Here is an 18231-nt window from a genome sequence, read left to right as displayed (position 1 = left end):
TAATTGTCTTTTCGTTCTATCCGTAGAACCTAGTTTTATACCACACACGACTATTAGACAAACATATTGACTATCCCAAGCCCTTGATTAGAAATAAGCAAGTGGAAGTTCAAACCCATTCATATTGATCCATGCACCTGTTAATAATAACACGTGAGTGGCCAGGATATGTCTTAGGTGGCATATCTCACCACATATGTAATCTTTATAACGAAGTCGTCGATAAAGGTCATGAAATTACAGTAATTACGGGAACATGTCCACAAAGCTCTCACGAATTAACTGGAAAGAAGCCACCAGCGAATGAAGTTCATACTGTTCAGTTTGGATATAGAAAAGGATATTATGTCCTATTTCCGATTGCACTTCGTAACTACCTCCAATCTTTTGATTTTGATCCATTCGATGCGTGTATCACACATACGGGGGTCCCGTTTGAGCTTCCCCTTCCAACCGTCTCAAAGAGACATGATTGTTACGAAGCGACAAAAGAATACATTCGTAATGGTCTTTCGTTTCTTGAAACAATTGGTGATCGGTTGATGGGTCCCTTCCGAACGATTGTTGATCGTCGTTCGATTGCAGCAGCTGATTGTCTCATATATAACAGCGCTGTCTGCCGTGCTGGATGGGAATCAGCATATAATATCACGACTCCGTCAATCGTCTCACACAACGGTATTGATACTAGTGTTTTTTATCCAGATAGTGGATATAATAAGGAAGACTATATTTTATTCGTGGGAGGGTCTGAAAGGAAGGGGCTCTCACATGTTATTTCTTTCGCGAGACAAACTAAAGAAGACGTTATTATTGTTGGGCCTGATGAGGTTAATTCACCTCACGTTGATGCATTAGGCCGTTTATCAAGCGATGAATTACGGCAAGTTTACACTAACGCTGCCGTAACCATACACCCTGCTGGCTGGGAGGCATTTGGAAACGTAATTTTAGAATCAGTAGCTTGTGGAACCCCTGTTGTCGCAACTAAAAATTGCGGAGCTGTTGAGGTTCTCCCATCATCAGCATGTGTTGTCACTTCTGAAATTGAGCGAGGAGTTATGAAAGCCAAAAACCTTAATTCTGAAGACTGTATTAAAGCTGCTTCAAAGCAAACTTGGGACAAACCTGCTCAGGATATGATTGATATAGTGAGATCAATCACAAATCCAGAATGTTAAAATAGTATTCAATAGGCATTATATTATTTCTGAGAACAAGTTATCAGCTTGTAACTTGAATTCCTCATAGCTATGCTGCAAAGCTAACTCGCGACCTCTTTCTGCAATCGGACGCATTTGCTTGGGATTGCTAACAAGATCTAGCACCTGACGCGCCAATTCTTCATGATCATTGACTGGGAAAAGATAACCAGTCTCACCATGCTGTATATAGTCGTTGATTCCAAACGTGTCAGATCCAACTACTGGTGTTCCAGTCGCTAAAGCTTCTATTCCAGTCGTCACATAGCCTTCCATCTTCGAAGGAAGGACATACAAAAGTGATTCTTCAAATAGGCGCTGCTTTTCGCTTTCCTCAACATAGCCTAAGAAATCAATGTTAGTTAGACCGAGATCTACTGATAGACGACGGAGTTCGTCCATCTTAGGTCCTGAGCCGGCAATCACTAACGAGACATCACGTTCTGTCTTATTTTCAATAATACGCCATGCACGGAGCAAACAGGACACATTTTTCCGTTCACCAAGTCGGCCAAGATACAGAATAGTACTGGATTCAGGCATAAAATTGTATTCAAACTTATCCATATCGATACAAGGGTGAAGGATATGAGTGGAAGAGTAGCCAGTCTTTCTATGAATCCTATCAGCCGTTCCACTTCCAGCACATATAATCTCCGGATTATTTAAATACGGTAATGTTCTATCGATAAACTCTATTACAGTCCCTCGGAGAGGTCCAACATATTCCCTAGCAGCTCCAAAAAAAGCAGTATGCATGAAAACAGCATTGACGGTCTCCTCTGGGTGAGAGAGGTGCATAGGATAATATGGGAAATGAGAAATGTCATCTAAAATAATGTTATAGTTTTCATCCTTAATAGTTTCTCGATATGTAGATACGCCACGAACAGTATTAATGATTGTCTCAAGAGATGATTGGGGATTCCCATAATCGAATTCAATATAACTAATATCTGATTGGTTATCGTACTCATTAGTCAGTGACGCAGGGGAAAGAATATGAACATCCCAACCTGTTTCTGAAAGTGCTCGAGCCAGGTTTTTCATTAACCGTGCTGCACCACCAGAAACATCGTCCTCTCGTAGCGACGTATGCGATCGAAGTAATATTTTATTTGACATTGGATTATATATAGCCAAGGTCCTCGAGTCTTTGTTGAGCGGCTGCATCTAACTGTTCTTCATCTGAGTTTCCCCGTTCAAGAGTTCCATATTCATCAGGTATTTTTTCATGTAGTCTCTCTACTACTTCTGGGTTTGAATCAGCCACATCATTCAGTTCGCCAGGATCAGATTCGATATTATATAGTTCCTTAGTTCCATCTGATCCCACGATATACTTCCATTCTGTTGTCCGAATAGCCCGCAGTGCCCGATCATATTTGTCAACTATAGTGGAATCAGGCGCTCGGTTACGGAGTGTATCAACTGCTGGTTGGGGAACTAAATACTCTGAAATAGCATATGCGCCATCATCATTTTCTTCATGAATAGCTTCTTCAAGACTACTCTGAGAAATTCCGTCCCGCTTTGGGACTTCTGCTCCAGCAGTCTCTAATATTGTTGGGAAAAGATCGCGTGATTCAACAAGATGTGATATTTTCTTCCCACCGGTAAAGATCTCTGGCCCATTTATAACTAGTGGCACATGTACAAGCGTATCATATAAACTGTATTGGTGATCCATCAGATTGTGATCTCCAATGTTTTCTCCATGATCTCCAACAACAACAACGAGAGTCTCCTCAAGGATACCTCTTTCAGAAAGATGATCTAGTAAATTGCCAATACGATGGTCCAAATATTTTATTTCTGACTTATATAGGTCTTCTAGAATCTCAAAGTCTTCTTCATGCATTTCAATCTCACCACTAACATACCCCCATGCATCTTGGTTCACTTCTTTAGCCTCTGAAGGGCTGATATCATCATCTAAAAACTCACAAAATCTGTTTGGGGGGTTATATTCTAAATGTGGTTCAAGATAATTAATAAACATAAAGAAAGGGTCTTCTTTATTACGCTCTTTATTGAGCCATCTCTTGATCTTCCAATTTGTGAGGTATGCTCCATAATCATACTTTTTCCGTAGGAATTTCGCAAAGAGTGAGTTGAGAATTGATGACGGAAGGTGTTTGAATTCCGTAGATGTGAGTATAGAACGGATTTGATTTGCTGGTGTATCATTCTCCCGCATCGCTCTTGCTAGGTCTTCACCAGCTGGTATCAATTCCCACCCTTTGTAAAAATAATCAAACCCTCTATCAAATCCGAATTCAGGACTTATCCAACTGTTATTTGAAAAAGCAACAGTTGTGTATCCATTTTTATTTAGCAATTCCGGTAGACATGGATCATCTGGATCAAAGTTTTTGTTCCCTGCATTCGTATTGTGGTTTGATGTATGCTTTCCAGTGAAGATTGATGCGTGGGAAGGTAACGTCCACGGAGCGTTTGATATGGTAGACGTGAATTCTACACCTGAATTAGCAAGTTCTGCTAAATTCGGTACAACCTCTTCATTTATGGATGGAAGACTGTTTTTCGCTCTCGCTGTATCCATTACAACAAATAGTATATTCGGGCATTCCATTTCATCCATATCATTGGATGTCTCAGTAAAATTCTTATCGGTATAGAAGATCCGATGATCTCCTCTTCTAGTCAAAACCAGAAACTATTTGGCAATAATTCGATATAAATAAGAAGATAGAATTCAGTGTCCTCACAGATGCAGAAATATTTATAACTGAAGAACTACAATTGCCAAAAACGAAGAGTGAAGCAAGATGAATTGGAAGAAGAACCGCTTGTTTGCTAATCAAGTTCTCTACCATTCAGAAATTTAACATACTGGAGGAGCCCTACAAATGGTAAAAAATACAACAGTTAGTGTTGTAATTCCCACATACAAGCGACCAGAGAAACTATTAAGAGCGGTTAGATCTGTAGAGAACCAAACATACAAAGATTGGGAGTTAATCGTTGTCGATGATGATCCCGAATCCGACATCGAAAATGTAATACCGGATATTGATGATATAAAATACATAAAACATAGGGAAAACCAAGGGGCTCCTATAGCTAGAAATACAGGTATATTAAACTCAGAAGGCAAATATATTGCTCTTCTTGACGATGATGATGCATGGAAACCCACAAAATTAGAGGCCCAAATTGACCGGTTTAAAGACGTTGGAAACGAATTCGGTCTTGTCTATACAGGAAGAGATATTGTGCACGATAATGAGGTAGTCAAAACATACATACCATCTCAAGAAGGGGATATCTATGACAAATTATTATATGAGAATATAATACCCAGTGAAACACCACTCATTCGTAGAGAATGTTTTAGTAAGATAGGTCTATTTGACCCAGAATTCAAAAGCTCTCAAGATATAGACCTGTGGATTCGTATTGCGAAAGAATATAAGGTTGCTGCAGTACCTAAATCTCTTGCAATTTCTTATGAGGGGCATGATGAACGGATAAGCAGTAACATGGAACGGAAATACAGCGGTCAAAAACGACTAGTTGAGAAACATTGGTCTGCTCTTGAATCAAATCCACCAGCACTGAGTCAACAATACCGACATTTAGGACTTTTCGCTACCTTGTCGGGGCGTAATTTAGAAGGAGCTTCCTATCTTCTTTCTTCATTACAGAATAATCCACAAGATTATCAAACAATGTTATATTTACTTCTGAGTATAGCTCCAAACCCTTTGAGGACTCATTTATTTAAGTTACGGGCCAAGATCTCTAATAGCATTTAAACAGTTGATCGCACGGAAAATATCCTCCTCATCAAAACAAACATATGGAGCGAAATAGATTGGTTCATCATGGAATTACTCTATGTCGTCAATCAGTTCCCGAAAATTTCTGAGAGCTTTATCATAAACGAATTATATGAACTTGACAAGCGAGGCTATGATATAACTGTATTCGCAAAACAACGGCCAGATGAAGAGGCTACACATGAGGAAATACAAAAGATGGGTATAACAGTTTACTATGGTGAGGAACCAGCTCTCACTTCACTTCCATATGTCTGCTCGAAAGATATATTGAACAAATCATTATTAAGACAAACTCTATTCATTGACAAACCATCTTACCACATATATGCGTTACATCTTGGAAAACAAATAAGTGAAGTGGTTGAAAGAGTTGGTGGGGTTGATTTGATACACGCGCATTTCGCTACCCCAGACCGACTCTCAGCTTCCTACGCGGCTACGTACCATGGAATACCTTGTACTGTTACTGCACATGCACATGAAATTTTCTCACCACCTAGTGTTCAGCGCCTATCACAAGTACTCTCGCGCTTCAATCACGTGATCGTTCCCTCCAAGTATAACAAACGGTACCTTCGTGAGGAAATCGAAGTTAAGACGGATATCTCGGTAATTCCAGCAACGACAGATGTTGAAAAGTTTGAGCCTTCTGACGGGTGTGTGTCTGGGCGTCTGCTTACGGTTGCCCGCCTTGTAGAAAAAAAAGGGTACAAGTATGCTATCGAGGCAGTAGCCGAACTTATCGAACAGGGCTATAATATAGAATATCATATTATCGGTACTGGAGAACGAAAGGAATCCGTTCAAACTCGAATTTGTGAACTCGGAATAGAAGATCACGTGAAGTTTTTGGGCCACGTGTCAGATGATGAATTACGATCAGAATTGCATGATGCAGAACTATTCATTCTCCCGTGTGTCATTGCTTCAAACGGGGACCGTGATGTAGCTCCAGTGGCGCTTAAGGAGGCTATGGCAACCGAAACAGCATGTGTTTCTACATCGGTTTCGGCTATTCCTGAATTGATTACAAGCGGTGAAGATGGCCTTCTTGTTGAACCGAAGAACTCAACCGCACTTGCAGATACAATTGCTGAGCTACTAGATAACCCAGATAGACGACGTGAACTCGCCAAGAATGGGCGTAACACTGTCCGAAATAAGTTTGATATTTCTGATTCTGTGGATGAACTTACTGAAGTTTTCGATAGATTTGGGAAACAAGATTAACATCCGTGACGACCGACTCGAGCGGATCACCGAGATCAGCGGCGGGACCTATTACTGCCTCCCCGAACACGAGGATCCGCTAGACAGAACCGACGACGTGGCACTCGACCACGGGAACTCCTGCCGATCCAGCACTCGCGGGCTCGTGCTTGTTGCCACGGCAGGACGTGGAGACCACCGAGGCGCCACGGAAGTCACACGACTGAGATTGCCGCCTCCGTCGGCTGTCCGTCCGCAGTATCCCACCTGTACATCTCCTACAAATTCACGAAAATCACTAAATCATAGTGGATGCCATTCCCAGATGAGGCGCTCTGGCGTACCAGTAGACCTCGTTATCGGTTACCTGTCTAGTTGTACCTTGTGCAAAAACTTCCTGATCAGTTCAACCGGAATATAGCCCGCTGTAACGTTCAAAGACAAGAATGTCAGAAGTCCGAATGGTGGGAATACGAGTATCGATACCAGCGGCGAGTAACTGAAGGACGAGACAATCGCGTAGAACACAGTAAGGAATATCAGTTGAACTGCGATCAGTCTGACTACCCACCGGAGGGAAACGATCTCAAGTGGGGATCGCTTCCAGAGCAAGGTGTTCCCTGCGAATATCGCGGCATAGGAGACACCAGTCCCGATACCTGCACCGATGATGCCGTACTCAGGTATTAGGAGAACATTCAATACCAAGTTGATACATAATCCTGCGACGGTGATAGCTTCGGATTCCCGAACCCATCCTGTCGCGTGCAGCACCGGCGTTACGACTCGGGTGGTCCCCAAAAAGAACGTCCCGATGAGCAGGATTTGCAATGTCGTAGATGACGCGGAGTAGCTCGGCCCAAAGTAAATACTGAGGAACGGGTCTGCAAGGGTGAATAGACCAATACCAAATAGTGATAATGCTAGAACAGCATATTTAAATCCTTCTTTTAAATTGCTATTTATTGTATCAATATCACCATTTGACCACAAGTGTGCCGTGTGCTGTAAGAACGCAGCCTGAATAACCGATGGGACGAACCAAATCATCTCCGCTGGAACGATAGCACTCTGATAGAGGGCAGCCGAGGACTGACCCTGAAAGAATTCGACGAGAAGAAGATCTACCTTGTACAGCAACATTGCACTCACACCACCGATGAGCTGGTATCCGCCAAACGAGACGATTTCTCGACCATATTCGGAAACGTCACCCCTCGATGGCATCTTGAAGGGGATAGACCTCCGCAAAACTAGCAATCCAAGGATACATAGGAGCACGAAGGAAAATACGTACCCGGTAAATACACCGACCACATCATACCCAATGTACGCCAATAGCAGTGCAACAGAAGTGTATACCAGTTGGCGACCAATATTAAGTGCTTCAGCGACCGACTCTCGCTGTATACCGTAGAAAGCCGCTCTGGCGACGGCATACACATTGCCGAAGAAGACTACCAGAATAATTGCCCAAGTGTATGGTACATACGTTGCAGGTAGGACGCCCAACTTCGACGATAACAGGACAGCAATTCCGGCCAATAGTGCGTAGACTATGCCGATCAGCAACGAAATTGAGACGACTTTCGATACTCTGTGGCTGTCGTCTTTCCCATCTCCAACTACTTTCCTCGTTGCATCGAACAGCCCACCCTTAGATATGAGTGTGATGATGCTAAATCCGGCCAGTACGGTCGCGTATACCCCGTATTGTGATTGTGAGATAACTCGGACGAGAATAGGGGTAAACAGTATACTGATAACCAGCCCAGCGAACTTCCCGAAAAAAATAGAAATAATCGATCGAAGGAGTGATGCCATGATATAGACTATCCCATTTTCAGAACTTAGTTCAAATGGTTCTATGACGGGGTATTATCTACAAAGATACTTATAATACGAATTAACATATCGAAGTTCTCTTTCATGCTTCTCTGAAGCGGATTCACATTAGGTTGATGGCAACTGGTAAGAGCTACGCTTCCTGTGAGAGATTAGTCATCTGGCTCGTTCAGGTCCGCAGAAGCACCGTTTTCGTCCATTGAATGTTCTTCGCGTTCTCCACCAAGTAGCGTGTACCGTTCTTTCGCGTACTCGCGACCGTACGGATGCTTCAAGACCCCCCAATAGAGGAGCGCCCGGTGAAGTCGTAATCCGAGACACTTCCGGAGGCTCATACGGCTACCTCGCCGACCATCCTAATACGAATGATGCCAACTGTTGTATCTGATAGTTATCTCCGACGAACGAAACTCCAAAGCTGACTATAGTTAACTGAGTTATCGTCGAACAGCTAGACTAGTTCCGGTTCTAGTACTAGTACGCTGTTCTCACTGTCGAGAGCTTACCAACCAGACTTCCGCGGGTGGAACTCGAAGGGGTGACGCGCTCGAGGTGCGAGACGATGTAAGCACCACAGCGAAGCGAGGAGCGTGGTTCGAAAGGCGCGAACGCCTTTCATCATCACGAGAGAGCGACACTCTCTCGAACGACAGCGAGTCGCAGCCAACGAGGAATCTTCGATTCCTCGAGCAGTCGGCGCGAAGCGCCGACGACCTCGAGCGTGTCGTGGCTTTCTGAGTCTATTCGTCTGGCTCGAGTTCACTGACGTCGAGTTCGCCTTCGAGATACGCGTAGCCAGTGTCCGTAAGCTGATAGAGACCAGTACCGATGGATTCCAATAGCTCTGCATCAGCGAGCGTGCTACATCGCTTCCCGACGTATTGGCGATCGTAGTTGATGTTCGCCGCGATTACTTTCGGAGTGACCTGAATCGGATGCTCGTCGAAAAAGAGCAGAATTTCGTAATCAACGGGAGACATCCACGGGACCCGCTCAACCATCTCTGCACGGTATGCTACCGGCGGAGCAGAAAAATTAGTACCATCGCGAGGGGATTAGCCCTGTTTGACGAATACACCTAACGCCGTATGTAGTCAAGACTTATGTCAGAGGAGCATATAGTCGTAGCTACGGAAGCTATACGCGACTCTCGCGAGTGCAGAGTCGCAGAATCGCGGACCGGTGTTTGGGCCACCGGATCCGCACGAGCTCCCGTAACCAACCTACGGAAGCCATGTGCAACGACGATTCGCGGGGCAATGAAAGCTCCGACCGACGGGATGCATCGCCGCGCACGACCGACCATACCGACTACCGACCGATCCTCGAGATCCTCTACACCCACACCACGAACCTCCTAGACACAATAAACGACGACCCCGAATTAGACCCGCCCACCCGCAAAACAGCCAGACGCCACTGCCGCGAGCTCCGGGCGGAACTCGAGTGCGTCCACCGAGAACTCCCCGACCCGCCCGAGACCGTCCGCCCGCCGATCGACGACGCCGAAGCCGTCACGATCGTCAGCGATCCCGCCGAAGCGGCACTCGAGGCGGCCCGCCGACAGTCTAGATCCGCTGACCCAGACGACGCCGGAGGGGCGGACGATGACTGACCGGCCCCTCGAGAACGCGACCCTCGAGACGCTCGTCGAGGAACTCCGCGAACTCCGAGCGCGAAACGAGCGACTCGAGGAGCGCGTCGCCGACCTCGAGCGCCAAGTCGACGATCTCGAGGCCGACGTGGACGACCACGACGACGAGCTCGACGCGCACGAGACGCGACTCGACACCCAGTCCGACCAACTCGAGTCCCGACAAACTGAGACCGACCGCCTCGAGGCGATCACCGAAGCCACCCGCAAACGCACGGGCGCGAACAAGGCCCGCATCGAGGAGCTCCAGACGAGAGAACTCGAGAAGGGCGCCCACCTCCACACGGACAACGTCGACGAACACGAGATCGACGTCCCCGATAACAGACTCGAGCGGATCACCAAGACCGACGACGAACCGTACTACCGCCTGCCCGACCACGAGGACCCGCTGAACCGAGACGACGTGGCCCTCGCCCACGGGGACCTCCTCCCGATCCAGCAACTGGCCCGGATGGACGCGGACATGCGCCGCGCGACGGCCGACGCCCTCCCCACCCGACTGGCCGCCAAACTCTGGGAAGCCAGAGCCGATCCCACAGTGGGAGACGATCCCTGGACGACCGGCTGCAAGTCCGTCCGGGAGTACGTCGCCGCCTCCGACCTGAAACACTGGATCCGCAGACGGGAAGAGGGCATCAGCGAGACCTACGCGAAGAAACTCGTCTCCCGCACGATCGACGCGGCCCTCGAACTCTCCAAGAATCGTCTCGCCGTCCGCAAACGCACCCAGCGCAAGAACGGGCTCGAGTACACCGAACGCCGGCTGATCCTCCCGGCCGACGCCGAGATCCCCGGCGAAACGGCATCCTCGAGGAACGTCGAGCGGAGCACCTCGAGTGCCACCGCAACGCGAAACTCGAGCGACCCGACCGCCCCCGGAGACAGCTGACGTCCGCGGACGACCGTGGACGGCCCCCGAACGATCGCCTCGAGAGAGCGCACGTCTCTCACGGACGACACCGATCCACCCGACGCGAGCGGTTGTTCGCTGGGTTCGGTAGTCGCGGGTCCACCGCCTCGAGCAGTCCTCGGCAGTCTCGCGAGCGACGGTCGCGCGTCGGCGACCGTGGACGACTGCTGTCCACGGACGACCGCCACCGACGCCGGTGATCGGGACTGCGCGAGGGCTGCCCGTCCGTGGCCGCGGGTGCGCTGGCCGCCGAAGTCGTTCTCCTTCCGGTCTATCGCATCGGGCGTGCTCTCGCGGTCGTCACTCTCCCGAACGACCGAAGGACGCACTCACGGGCTCATCGATGACGGTCGGGTCGAAAGGAGATCTGAGGCTCCCTCGATCGCTGCTCTCCGAGCGGGCGTCGGTCCGTGCTGCAGTTCCACCCTGAATTCGGCACCGCTGCTGCCGTTCCTCGAGTACGGGGTTCACCGGACGACACTCGCACGCGCTTCCCGGGGCGCAATACTTATGTCGCGTGGTACCATACCACATACTGTGGGCGAAGCCACGAGGAGTCACCGGACGACTCGATTCGAATGTCCGTACGGGACAGGAAGGATCGAGTTAGGGGTACAACCGAAGATCCCGTAACAGGGAAACGAGGTCGACACCCTCGAGGAGACGAACGCGGCCCGTAACTCGGCCACTACGGTGGTCGAGTGAGAAGGCTCAGTAACGGATCTCGCGTAAGCGAGGTTCGTGAACTGCAGATACCCAGGCCGAAGGGCCGTAGAAACGCGCTCCCGTTCGGATCCAAATCGTGGCTATCGCCCGTGTTATTTTACCGCCGAGAATCCCCTCCTGCTGAGGGAGGCGAGCGAAAGCATCGGGGCAGAACGGCGCTCACTCGCGTCGCTCAGTGAGTGGGCCCGCTCCGCTCGCTCGGCAGCGAGTTGCGTCTCCCCCGGGGTCGCCACCAGACTCGCAGATACGCAGTCGACCGGGTGCCCGGTGGCACCAGGAAAGACAGGGGCCTGTTCGTCCGCAACCACTCCGCCGATCGCAGCGTGACTCTCTGACGGACGGCTGATCCCGTATCGCGGGCCCTCGAACCGGGACGACGACTCCCGAAACTGCGTTCGCGGCGGCGTGGACCGGCCGGGTACTGGACGTGACTCGGGGAGGACGGCCGGATATGCCGACTGGCCGGCCATTCCAGTCAGGTGCCTCGTGACGTCCACGTCTCCCGCGGTGTCTCCGGCAGCGTAGTCCGCTAGTATGACCTAATACAACTATATTCAGATAATGGGAAGACTTAACACTGCACGGTAGACAGAGACATACACGGTAACACACCGCAAAGACAGATGGGACCGGACGAGACGCCTTCGAAGCAGACGGAAACGGAACAGACTACTGACGAACCATCGAGAACGCAGCGAGCACGGAAGCAGCCGCAACGCGAACCGGTACCGGCAGTCCCCGACCGGTATGCGGCGCTCAGTCTCGCCGCGGACGAGACGTTCGTCTACGACCAGCGAAATCCGGATGCATGGATTCAATCGGACGCGGCCCGCTCGCTCGAGCACGCGGCGTAACGCACGTGACCCACCGCCTGCTTCCAGGGGCGAGGTGGGCAGCGAGCGGGTAGTGGATGAACGGTATTCGAATGCCAGGAACGCGACCCGTCCGTCGGCGCCGCGAGCCGCCTACTGCTCGGTCCGGTCCGGGACCGCAGCGATCGCGGGATCGTCCATCGCCCGGACGTGCTCGAGGGCCGGCCGGAGGTCGTCACCGATCGGCGTCAGGGTGATCGCCCCCGCCTCGCGGTCGTAGTCGATAATGTGGAGATCGACCAACCGCGGGAACTGGATGTGGTGGAACCCGACCACGGCGTCGGCGTCGAAAGCGTCCTCGAGGTCCTCGACGAACACCGTCCCCCCGCGGGCCGTCAGGAAGTACAACAGCTGCCGCATCCGGTCAGTCGCGAGGAGCTGGAACAGATCACTGAGTGCGATCGGGAGATCGGCCGCCGCCCCACCCGCGGGCAGCGCTGCCGGGGAGCTATCGGTGGGATCAGGCTGTTGATCATCGCGTTCCATAGAAACTCCCAGTCGTCGGACACGGGTAAATGTTGCCTCAATCGCAGCCAGTCGTCACTCAGCGCGGCTCACGCACGGCCAGACCGGACGGCGCCCGAAGACATCCTACCCCCCATCGGGGCGCTCCCGCCCGTGGCCACGCGACCGGCGCCCGCGCTCGCACGGCCGCCTCGAGGGCGGGCACGCACACTGAACCCATTGGCGGGAGCCAGCCGACCGCGCGATCCGGCACCGAGCGGCGACGGCGGTCCCGCTGCCGGCGGCCGGGACGCAGGTGTCGCCCTCCGTGACCGCGTGGCCACAGCGCTCACTCATCGAAGCCAGCGCTGAGAGGGGGACCACGGCCGGCGACCGAGCCCGGTGCAGCCGCCGCCTGCGTGCCCTGGCACTGGTGCTCACACGTCGTCCACCGCGGTGAAACGCGCGCTGCGCAGGCCGGCCGGGCAGCAGTGCCGGGCGGCCGCGATCCCGCGTGCTGGGCGCGGGCTGGGGCCGGCCGCGGCCCGGCAATCGTTAGCGGTCGCGTTCCGGCTCGCGGCCGAGCACGCTCGCGACGGACTCGACGCGATCCGCGGCGTCCTGCTCGCGGCTCTGGTAGTCGTCGATCTCGAGCGAGGTGATGATTCGGTCGCTGTCGACGGCGTTGTGCGCCGCGTGGACGGCCTCGAACACCTCGTCGGCCGACTCGGCCTCGATCACCGTATCGGTCGCGGTCAGTTCGTACGCGATGTCGAACTCGTCGAGCGCGTCGATGGCTCGGGCGATCTCGTCGGAGAGACTCCCGTCGCGGACGGGGATGACTTCGAATCTGGCGATGACTGTCATGGTGAACACCTCGAATGCCGGCCGCGGGGTGGACCCCCGCTGGCACCCGTGGAGTACGTGCACGAGGCGCATAGTTCTTCGCGGGCTGGTGGCCCCGCCGCAGACGGCCGCGCTGCGCGTCGCCAGCTCGCCGACGTGACTGGCGCAGGCGGCCTCGATCCACCGACCGTGAGATCGGCAGTGGCACGCGTTCCAGGTGCCAAACCGGCGCCGGACGCTCGAGCCAGCCGGCCCGGAGCGCCCGACGTGGCGGCCCGCCGCAATCGCGGCCGACGAGCGGTGTCGGTCCCGCGTGAGCGAGGGCCCCCGAGCGTCGAGACCGGCGACTCGAGCGGCGCCACCACGCGGTGACACGCACGGCGGGCGGCAGGGAGTGGCGCCGAACGCAGCCGGTGGAGGGCAGGAGCGACCGGTGACCGCCCGCAACGGCCTGTGGAGGGCACCGCGGCCGGCGCGACGTGCCCCGGTCCGGAGCGCGGTTCCCGAGGTCGGGCCGAGACCGGCGACCGGCACCACCGCGTTCCCGTGACTGCCACACCTGTCCCGCCGCTACGGTGGCTCGCCCCTGTACTACCGCCCGCGACGACTCGCGCGAGACACCGGTAACGACCAAGATTTATTAACATCGCCAATGAGTGGCGTGATAGTGAATGACGAACACTGTACGACTGAGATCACCCCTGCACAACTTCGGGCACTCCTCGCGACGATTCGGCAGGTAGACGAGCAACTCCTCGAGCCCCTCACCCTGAACGACTCGATCGCCGAACTCGAGCAGACCTACGACCTGTATAAGCGGCTCGCGTCCTCGAACGGGGGAGAACTCGGCTGTGGGCACTGACTTCCCAACTCACGGCCCATACCCGGTCTCTCGACGACAGCGAGCGTAAGGGAGGGTCGCCGATCACGATCCCACCGAGGGGCGGCCGGCGGTAGCGCTCCTCCCGACTGAGACGGCACTAGAGCGTCGACCGCGCCCGAGTCACCCCTCGGTTTCGACGACTTCGATGACGTTCCCGTCGGGATCGCGGAAGAACAGGATCTCGAGACCGAGCTCGATCCGTTGGGGCCGGCTGATGGGGTCGGCGTCCGCGGGCAGCGCCTCGTAGAACGCCTGGAGATCCGGCACTGCGAACCCGATGTGGACGGCCCCGTGCTGGTTGATCGCCGTCGGGTGGGCGTCGTCGCCGGCCGGCTCGTATTCGATGAGTTCGATGCGCGTCCCGTCGGTCCCGGCCGTCAAGTGGGCGAAGCGACCGGTCGCGTCGTCGACGTCGATCGCCGTCGCGATCCCCTCGCCGGCGAGCGTGAACTCGTCCGCGACCTCGAGACCGAGCGTCTCGCGATAGAACTCGAGGGCCTGATCCAGCTCCGTGACGACGACGCCAATATGATGTGTGTCACTCACATTCATCATCTGGAGATATGGTCTCCGCGTATAAAATAGTCAGTTACGAGAGAAGCGAACGCGGCCCGATCGTTCCGCCCGCTACTGCCGACTCGCCCGCGGTGTCAGTGGGTGACGAAATCGCACTGGCCGCGCCGATCTCGCTCCGCACCGGTCCCTTGCGTTCACTCGAGTGGCCGACGAGAACAGAAGACATTTGTCGTGGTTAACTAATCTACGCGAGGAGTAGTATGTCGGAGCCGTACGGGCAGTCTGGTCGCATACTCGCCGGTATCGTGCTCGTCGGCCTCCTGATCGGCTGTTCGATCTGGGCGGGCGCGACAGTCGGCGACCTGACGGAGAGCCGGTATCCGGACGAAACCGACGTGACGCCGGAGCCGGCTGCATACGTCGGCGACGAAGTCGCTCTCGGCGGCTACGTTGTCGACACCGACCCCGTCGTGATCGCGACGCGGGCCAGCGGCTACGGGCGGTTCACGCTCGTAGACACCGACGCTCGACTCAGAACCGCTGACGGCCCGCTCGAGCGGGGCGACCGGGTGACCGCGTTCGGCACCCTCGAGGACGACTCGACCCTGATCGTCGAGCGCGCGGTGACGCGCGAGCCGACCGAGACGCGCTACATGCTCCTCGCCTCGGCGCTGGGCGGGCTCTGGGTCGTCGGGCGGTTCGTCCGCCACTGGCGCGTCGATCGGACCGCACTCGCGTTCGCGCCCCGCGACCGATCGCGTAGCGGCCGGTCCGATCGGGAGAACGGCCCGAGCGGGACCGGGACGCGGCCCGCCGCTCGAGCGAACGACCGTGGAGCCGACCAGTCGCAGACCGACGGCCCACGGACCGACGCCCACAGCGACCAGGGCGATCGCACCGCCGCGACCGGAGGTGAGCCGCGTGCCTGACGTCTTGACCCACGTGCTCGTCGGCTACGTCCTCGGGACGCTGCTCTCGTTTCGCTATGCGCGGCTGCGCCCGGCCCACGTCACGCTCGTCACGGCTGGCGCGCTCGTGCCGGACCTCATGAAGATCCAGCTACTGGTGCCGGACGGGCTCGTCGCTCATGTCCTCGGCGTCCCGTTCGCCTGGAGTCCGATACACACCCTCGTCGGCTCCGCGCTCGTGGTCGGACTCGGCTCGCTCTTCGTTACGCCGGCCCAGCGCCCTCTCGCGGTCGCCCTGCTCGCGGTCGGCGCCGGCTCCCACCACGCGCTCGACCTCCTGCTGGTGACGGTGTCGGGCGAGGCCTACGCCGTCTTCTGGCCGCTGCTCGAGTATCGCCCGCCGGCGGGTGATCTCTACCTGAGCAGCGACCGCTGGCCGGCGGTCGTCGCCGGGGCGGGTGCGCTTTGCGTCTGGCTCGTCGACCGCCGGCGCGACACGGACCGGACACCGCTCGAGTGATGCCCGTCTCGTCGCGACCGACCGTGACAGGTGCAGACGGTCGAAAGTCACCGCGAGTACCGAATAGAATCATATGGCTAGTTGCTGAAGTATCGCTATGCTCGACGAGGGAAGTGTGCCGAGTCCTCGCTCTCGCAGGCAGGCCCCAGTCGAACCGGGGCCGCGATGGGCCAAGTGTGCGACCTGTAACGGCACCCTCCGCCGGGGAGCTATCAGCTGTCCCCACTGCGGCGCGCGGACCCGCCACTGGTGGCTGACCGGACCGGGCGCGTGGCTGATCGCCACGGGGGCGCTCGTCGGCGGGCTGCTCATTGCGGTCGGCTGGCGGCGCGTGACCCAGCGGCTCCGCGCCCGTGGGGCGTGAGCAGTTCGGCGCGGCTTCTGTAGCGGTACAGCGGTAGCGAGGCGAAAGCCGTGGGAGGTGGCCGATCGTCTGGTTCGGCGAAAACGCCTGCTCCTAGTCGTCGAACGAGTCCGACTCGAGCGCCGCCGCACCATCGACCAGCCCGCTGCCCCGCTCGCGTTCGGCGGCCCGGTGACCGCGGCCCCCGTCACCCGATGTTCACCGCGACTCGATCAGCGGCGCCGGTGGCAGCCAGAACAGTTCTGATCTGACCTGCGACGGCACTACCGTGACTACCGAGCGGCGTGCGCGCCGTCCAGAATGATGGTTGACCACGGGAGACCGACGAGTTCGGAACGAGAGCGCGTCGCGACCGCGAGCGACGGGCCGATGCGCTCGAGAGCAGGCGGACGAACACGACGCCGACACGCGACTCGAGCACGCTGCCGCCGACTCGAGACGATCCACAGAGCGGTCCCGTATCGATGGTGAGTCGAGGACGCGAAGCGACCGACGCCGATCGCCCCGACGTCGGGAAACCGAGACGGACGCACCGATGGCGGCCGAAAGTCGCGGCGGTCACGTCGAGACGGCTCGCGACGGGGATTCGACCGCGAGCTATTCCCTGGTAATACCACTTTATTATCGAGCTTTCATTTGTTGATTTTCACGAATCCATGTGTGTCAGTCTCAGTCTACGTTTATGGCGGCACCCGTGGCACGTGGCTGTGATGTCCACGAGTGAACGCCGACTAACAGTTCCGAACGAGCTCGCATCGCCGCAGGCCAAACTGGTCTATCTGGCCGTCCGCGTGACGGACGAGCCGACGGTCACCCAACTGCAGCAGCTGTTAGGGCTCTCCAAACTCACGCTCTTGCCGCTTCTCGCATCGCTCGACGATCGGGATTTCATTCGGCGGACGGAGGACGGCTATGTCGGCCGGTGAGCCCGCCCCGTCTTCGGCCGTCGCGCTCGAGTCGGCGGACCTCCGGATCGACTGCTACGTTCGATCCGGCGTCCCCGCCCCGATCGCCGAGATCGTCGACGGCGTCGTCGGACGACTGGAGTCCCTCTGCGAGGCCGGGCGAATCGACGAGTACCGGGTCTCCGGCTGGCCGCCGGAAACGGGCGCCGCGAGCGCGCCGTCGCGGGGCGAACTCGTGGCCGCGTTCGAGCGCTGGGCCGACCGAAACGGGTGTTCGATCGAGCCGGGATTTCGCCGACGCGAACGCCCGACGTCGCCGCTCGGAACGGAGTCGGCCGCCGCGCGCGAGCGCGTTCGCGTCCCGGTCGTGGCGCTCGCGCTGTCCGCGGACGGGGACGTGACGGATCCGGCGGCCCTCCGCGGAGTCGTCCCGTATACGGAACGGCCGAACACCGCCGACGAGCGGACGTACACCGTCGACGAGTGGCTGTCCGCGGTCGAGTCCGACGCGGCGGACCGCGACGCGCCCGCCGCGGGGCCGGACCCGTCGCTGATTCCAGGGGGACAGCGATGACCGTCTCCCGAACGACGCGACCGGAGACTCCTTCTCGAGGC

19 protein-coding genes are annotated in these 18231 nt (G+C 55.6%); 12 read left to right on the top strand and 7 right to left on the bottom strand.

Translation table 11 applies throughout. The features are described 5' to 3' along the window. Positions 1–131: 131 nt before the first annotated feature. Complete coding sequence (locus tag HTZ84_RS10665; RefSeq protein WP_174680658.1) at positions 132–1181, top strand: glycosyltransferase family 4 protein; 1050 nt, start codon at positions 132–134, stop codon at positions 1179–1181. Between the two features lie 18 nt (positions 1182–1199). Here the strand turns inward: HTZ84_RS10665 and HTZ84_RS10660 are convergent, their stop codons facing one another. Then, positions 1200–2375, bottom strand: coding sequence for a glycosyltransferase family 4 protein (locus tag HTZ84_RS10660; RefSeq protein ID WP_174680657.1), 1176 nt, complete (start codon positions 2373–2375; stop codon positions 1200–1202). Then, on the bottom strand, positions 2332–3807 hold the full coding sequence (locus HTZ84_RS10655; RefSeq protein ID WP_174680656.1) for a sulfatase: 1476 nt from the start codon (positions 3805–3807) through the stop codon (positions 2332–2334). Before HTZ84_RS10655 ends, HTZ84_RS10660 begins: the two co-directional genes overlap by 44 nt. Before the next feature lie 268 nt (positions 3808–4075). On the opposite strand from HTZ84_RS10655, the gene HTZ84_RS10650 reads away from it, so the two are divergent. Together HTZ84_RS10650 and HTZ84_RS10645 are read left to right on the top strand one after the other, a co-directional pair. Next, positions 4076–4984: a glycosyltransferase family 2 protein gene (locus tag HTZ84_RS10650; RefSeq protein ID WP_174680655.1), complete on the top strand. Its 909-nt coding sequence runs from the start codon at positions 4076–4078 to the stop codon at positions 4982–4984. A gap of 69 nt (positions 4985–5053) precedes the next feature. Continuing rightward, the gene (locus tag HTZ84_RS10645) at positions 5054–6241 is read left to right on the top strand and encodes a glycosyltransferase (protein ID WP_174680654.1); all 1188 of its coding nucleotides are present in this window, start codon (positions 5054–5056) and stop codon (positions 6239–6241) included. A gap of 342 nt (positions 6242–6583) precedes the next feature. Here the strand turns inward: HTZ84_RS10645 and HTZ84_RS10640 are convergent, their stop codons facing one another. Both HTZ84_RS10640 and HTZ84_RS10635 read right to left on the bottom strand, forming a co-directional pair. Beyond that, complete coding sequence (locus HTZ84_RS10640) at positions 6584–8044, bottom strand: oligosaccharide flippase family protein (protein WP_174680653.1); 1461 nt, start codon at positions 8042–8044, stop codon at positions 6584–6586. A gap of 761 nt (positions 8045–8805) precedes the next feature. Beyond that, the gene (locus tag HTZ84_RS10635; RefSeq protein WP_174680652.1) at positions 8806–9066 is read right to left on the bottom strand and encodes a MarR family transcriptional regulator; all 261 of its coding nucleotides are present in this window, start codon (positions 9064–9066) and stop codon (positions 8806–8808) included. A 233-nt stretch (positions 9067–9299) separates the two neighbouring features. Between HTZ84_RS10635 and HTZ84_RS10630 the strand changes: the two genes are divergently transcribed. The 3 genes from HTZ84_RS10630 to HTZ84_RS23265 all read left to right on the top strand — a co-directional run bounded on the left by HTZ84_RS10630 (position 9300) and on the right by HTZ84_RS23265 (position 12212). Further along, a complete protein-coding gene (locus HTZ84_RS10630; RefSeq protein ID WP_174680651.1) occupies positions 9300–9680 on the top strand; it encodes a hypothetical protein in 381 nt (126 codons plus the stop codon). Beyond that, positions 9673–10611: a coiled-coil domain-containing protein gene (locus HTZ84_RS10625; protein ID WP_174680650.1), complete on the top strand. Its 939-nt coding sequence runs from the start codon at positions 9673–9675 to the stop codon at positions 10609–10611. Before HTZ84_RS10630 ends, HTZ84_RS10625 begins: the two co-directional genes overlap by 8 nt. Before the next feature lie 1370 nt (positions 10612–11981). Continuing rightward, complete coding sequence (locus HTZ84_RS23265) at positions 11982–12212, top strand: DUF7331 family protein (RefSeq protein ID WP_455429268.1); 231 nt, start codon at positions 11982–11984, stop codon at positions 12210–12212. Positions 12213–12323: 111 nt separating this feature from the next. On the opposite strand, the gene HTZ84_RS10620 is transcribed toward HTZ84_RS23265, so the two are convergent. Continuing rightward, entirely contained in the window at positions 12324–12716 is a 393-nt protein-coding gene (locus HTZ84_RS10620; protein ID WP_174680649.1) for a hypothetical protein, read from the bottom strand. Between the two features lie 513 nt (positions 12717–13229). Beyond that, positions 13230–13541 (bottom strand): thiamine-binding protein, encoded by a 312-nt coding sequence (locus HTZ84_RS10615; RefSeq protein WP_174680648.1) that lies wholly within the window; start codon positions 13539–13541, stop codon positions 13230–13232. A 646-nt stretch (positions 13542–14187) separates the two neighbouring features. Here HTZ84_RS10615 and HTZ84_RS10610 point away from each other — a divergent pair. Next, complete coding sequence (locus HTZ84_RS10610; protein ID WP_254611735.1) at positions 14188–14382, top strand: hypothetical protein; 195 nt, start codon at positions 14188–14190, stop codon at positions 14380–14382. Positions 14383–14523: 141 nt separating this feature from the next. On the opposite strand, the gene HTZ84_RS10605 is transcribed toward HTZ84_RS10610, so the two are convergent. Then, a complete protein-coding gene (locus HTZ84_RS10605) occupies positions 14524–14955 on the bottom strand; it encodes a VOC family protein (protein WP_174680646.1) in 432 nt (143 codons plus the stop codon). A gap of 224 nt (positions 14956–15179) precedes the next feature. On the opposite strand from HTZ84_RS10605, the gene HTZ84_RS10600 reads away from it, so the two are divergent. The 5 genes from HTZ84_RS10600 to HTZ84_RS10580 all read left to right on the top strand — a co-directional run bounded on the left by HTZ84_RS10600 (position 15180) and on the right by HTZ84_RS10580 (position 18190). Next, positions 15180–15848 (top strand): hypothetical protein, encoded by a 669-nt coding sequence (locus tag HTZ84_RS10600; protein WP_174680645.1) that lies wholly within the window; start codon positions 15180–15182, stop codon positions 15846–15848. Beyond that, on the top strand, positions 15832–16347 hold the full coding sequence (locus HTZ84_RS10595; protein WP_174680644.1) for a metal-dependent hydrolase: 516 nt from the start codon (positions 15832–15834) through the stop codon (positions 16345–16347). Before HTZ84_RS10600 ends, HTZ84_RS10595 begins: the two co-directional genes overlap by 17 nt. 97 nt (positions 16348–16444) lie before the next feature. Next, positions 16445–16711 (top strand): hypothetical protein, encoded by a 267-nt coding sequence (locus tag HTZ84_RS10590; protein WP_174680643.1) that lies wholly within the window; start codon positions 16445–16447, stop codon positions 16709–16711. Between the two features lie 710 nt (positions 16712–17421). Next, entirely contained in the window at positions 17422–17637 is a 216-nt protein-coding gene (locus HTZ84_RS10585; RefSeq protein ID WP_174680642.1) for a MarR family transcriptional regulator, read from the top strand. Then, positions 17624–18190 (top strand): HTH domain-containing protein, encoded by a 567-nt coding sequence (locus tag HTZ84_RS10580; RefSeq protein WP_174680641.1) that lies wholly within the window; start codon positions 17624–17626, stop codon positions 18188–18190. Before HTZ84_RS10585 ends, HTZ84_RS10580 begins: the two co-directional genes overlap by 14 nt. The last annotated feature ends 41 nt before the right edge of the window (positions 18191–18231 follow it).

The organism is Haloterrigena gelatinilytica (assembly GCF_013342145.1).
Taxonomy (GTDB): Archaea; Halobacteriota; Halobacteria; order Halobacteriales; family Natrialbaceae; genus Haloterrigena; species Haloterrigena gelatinilytica.
Note: the sequence above shows the minus strand (reverse complement) of the source record. Positions and strands in the feature narration are given on the sequence as shown.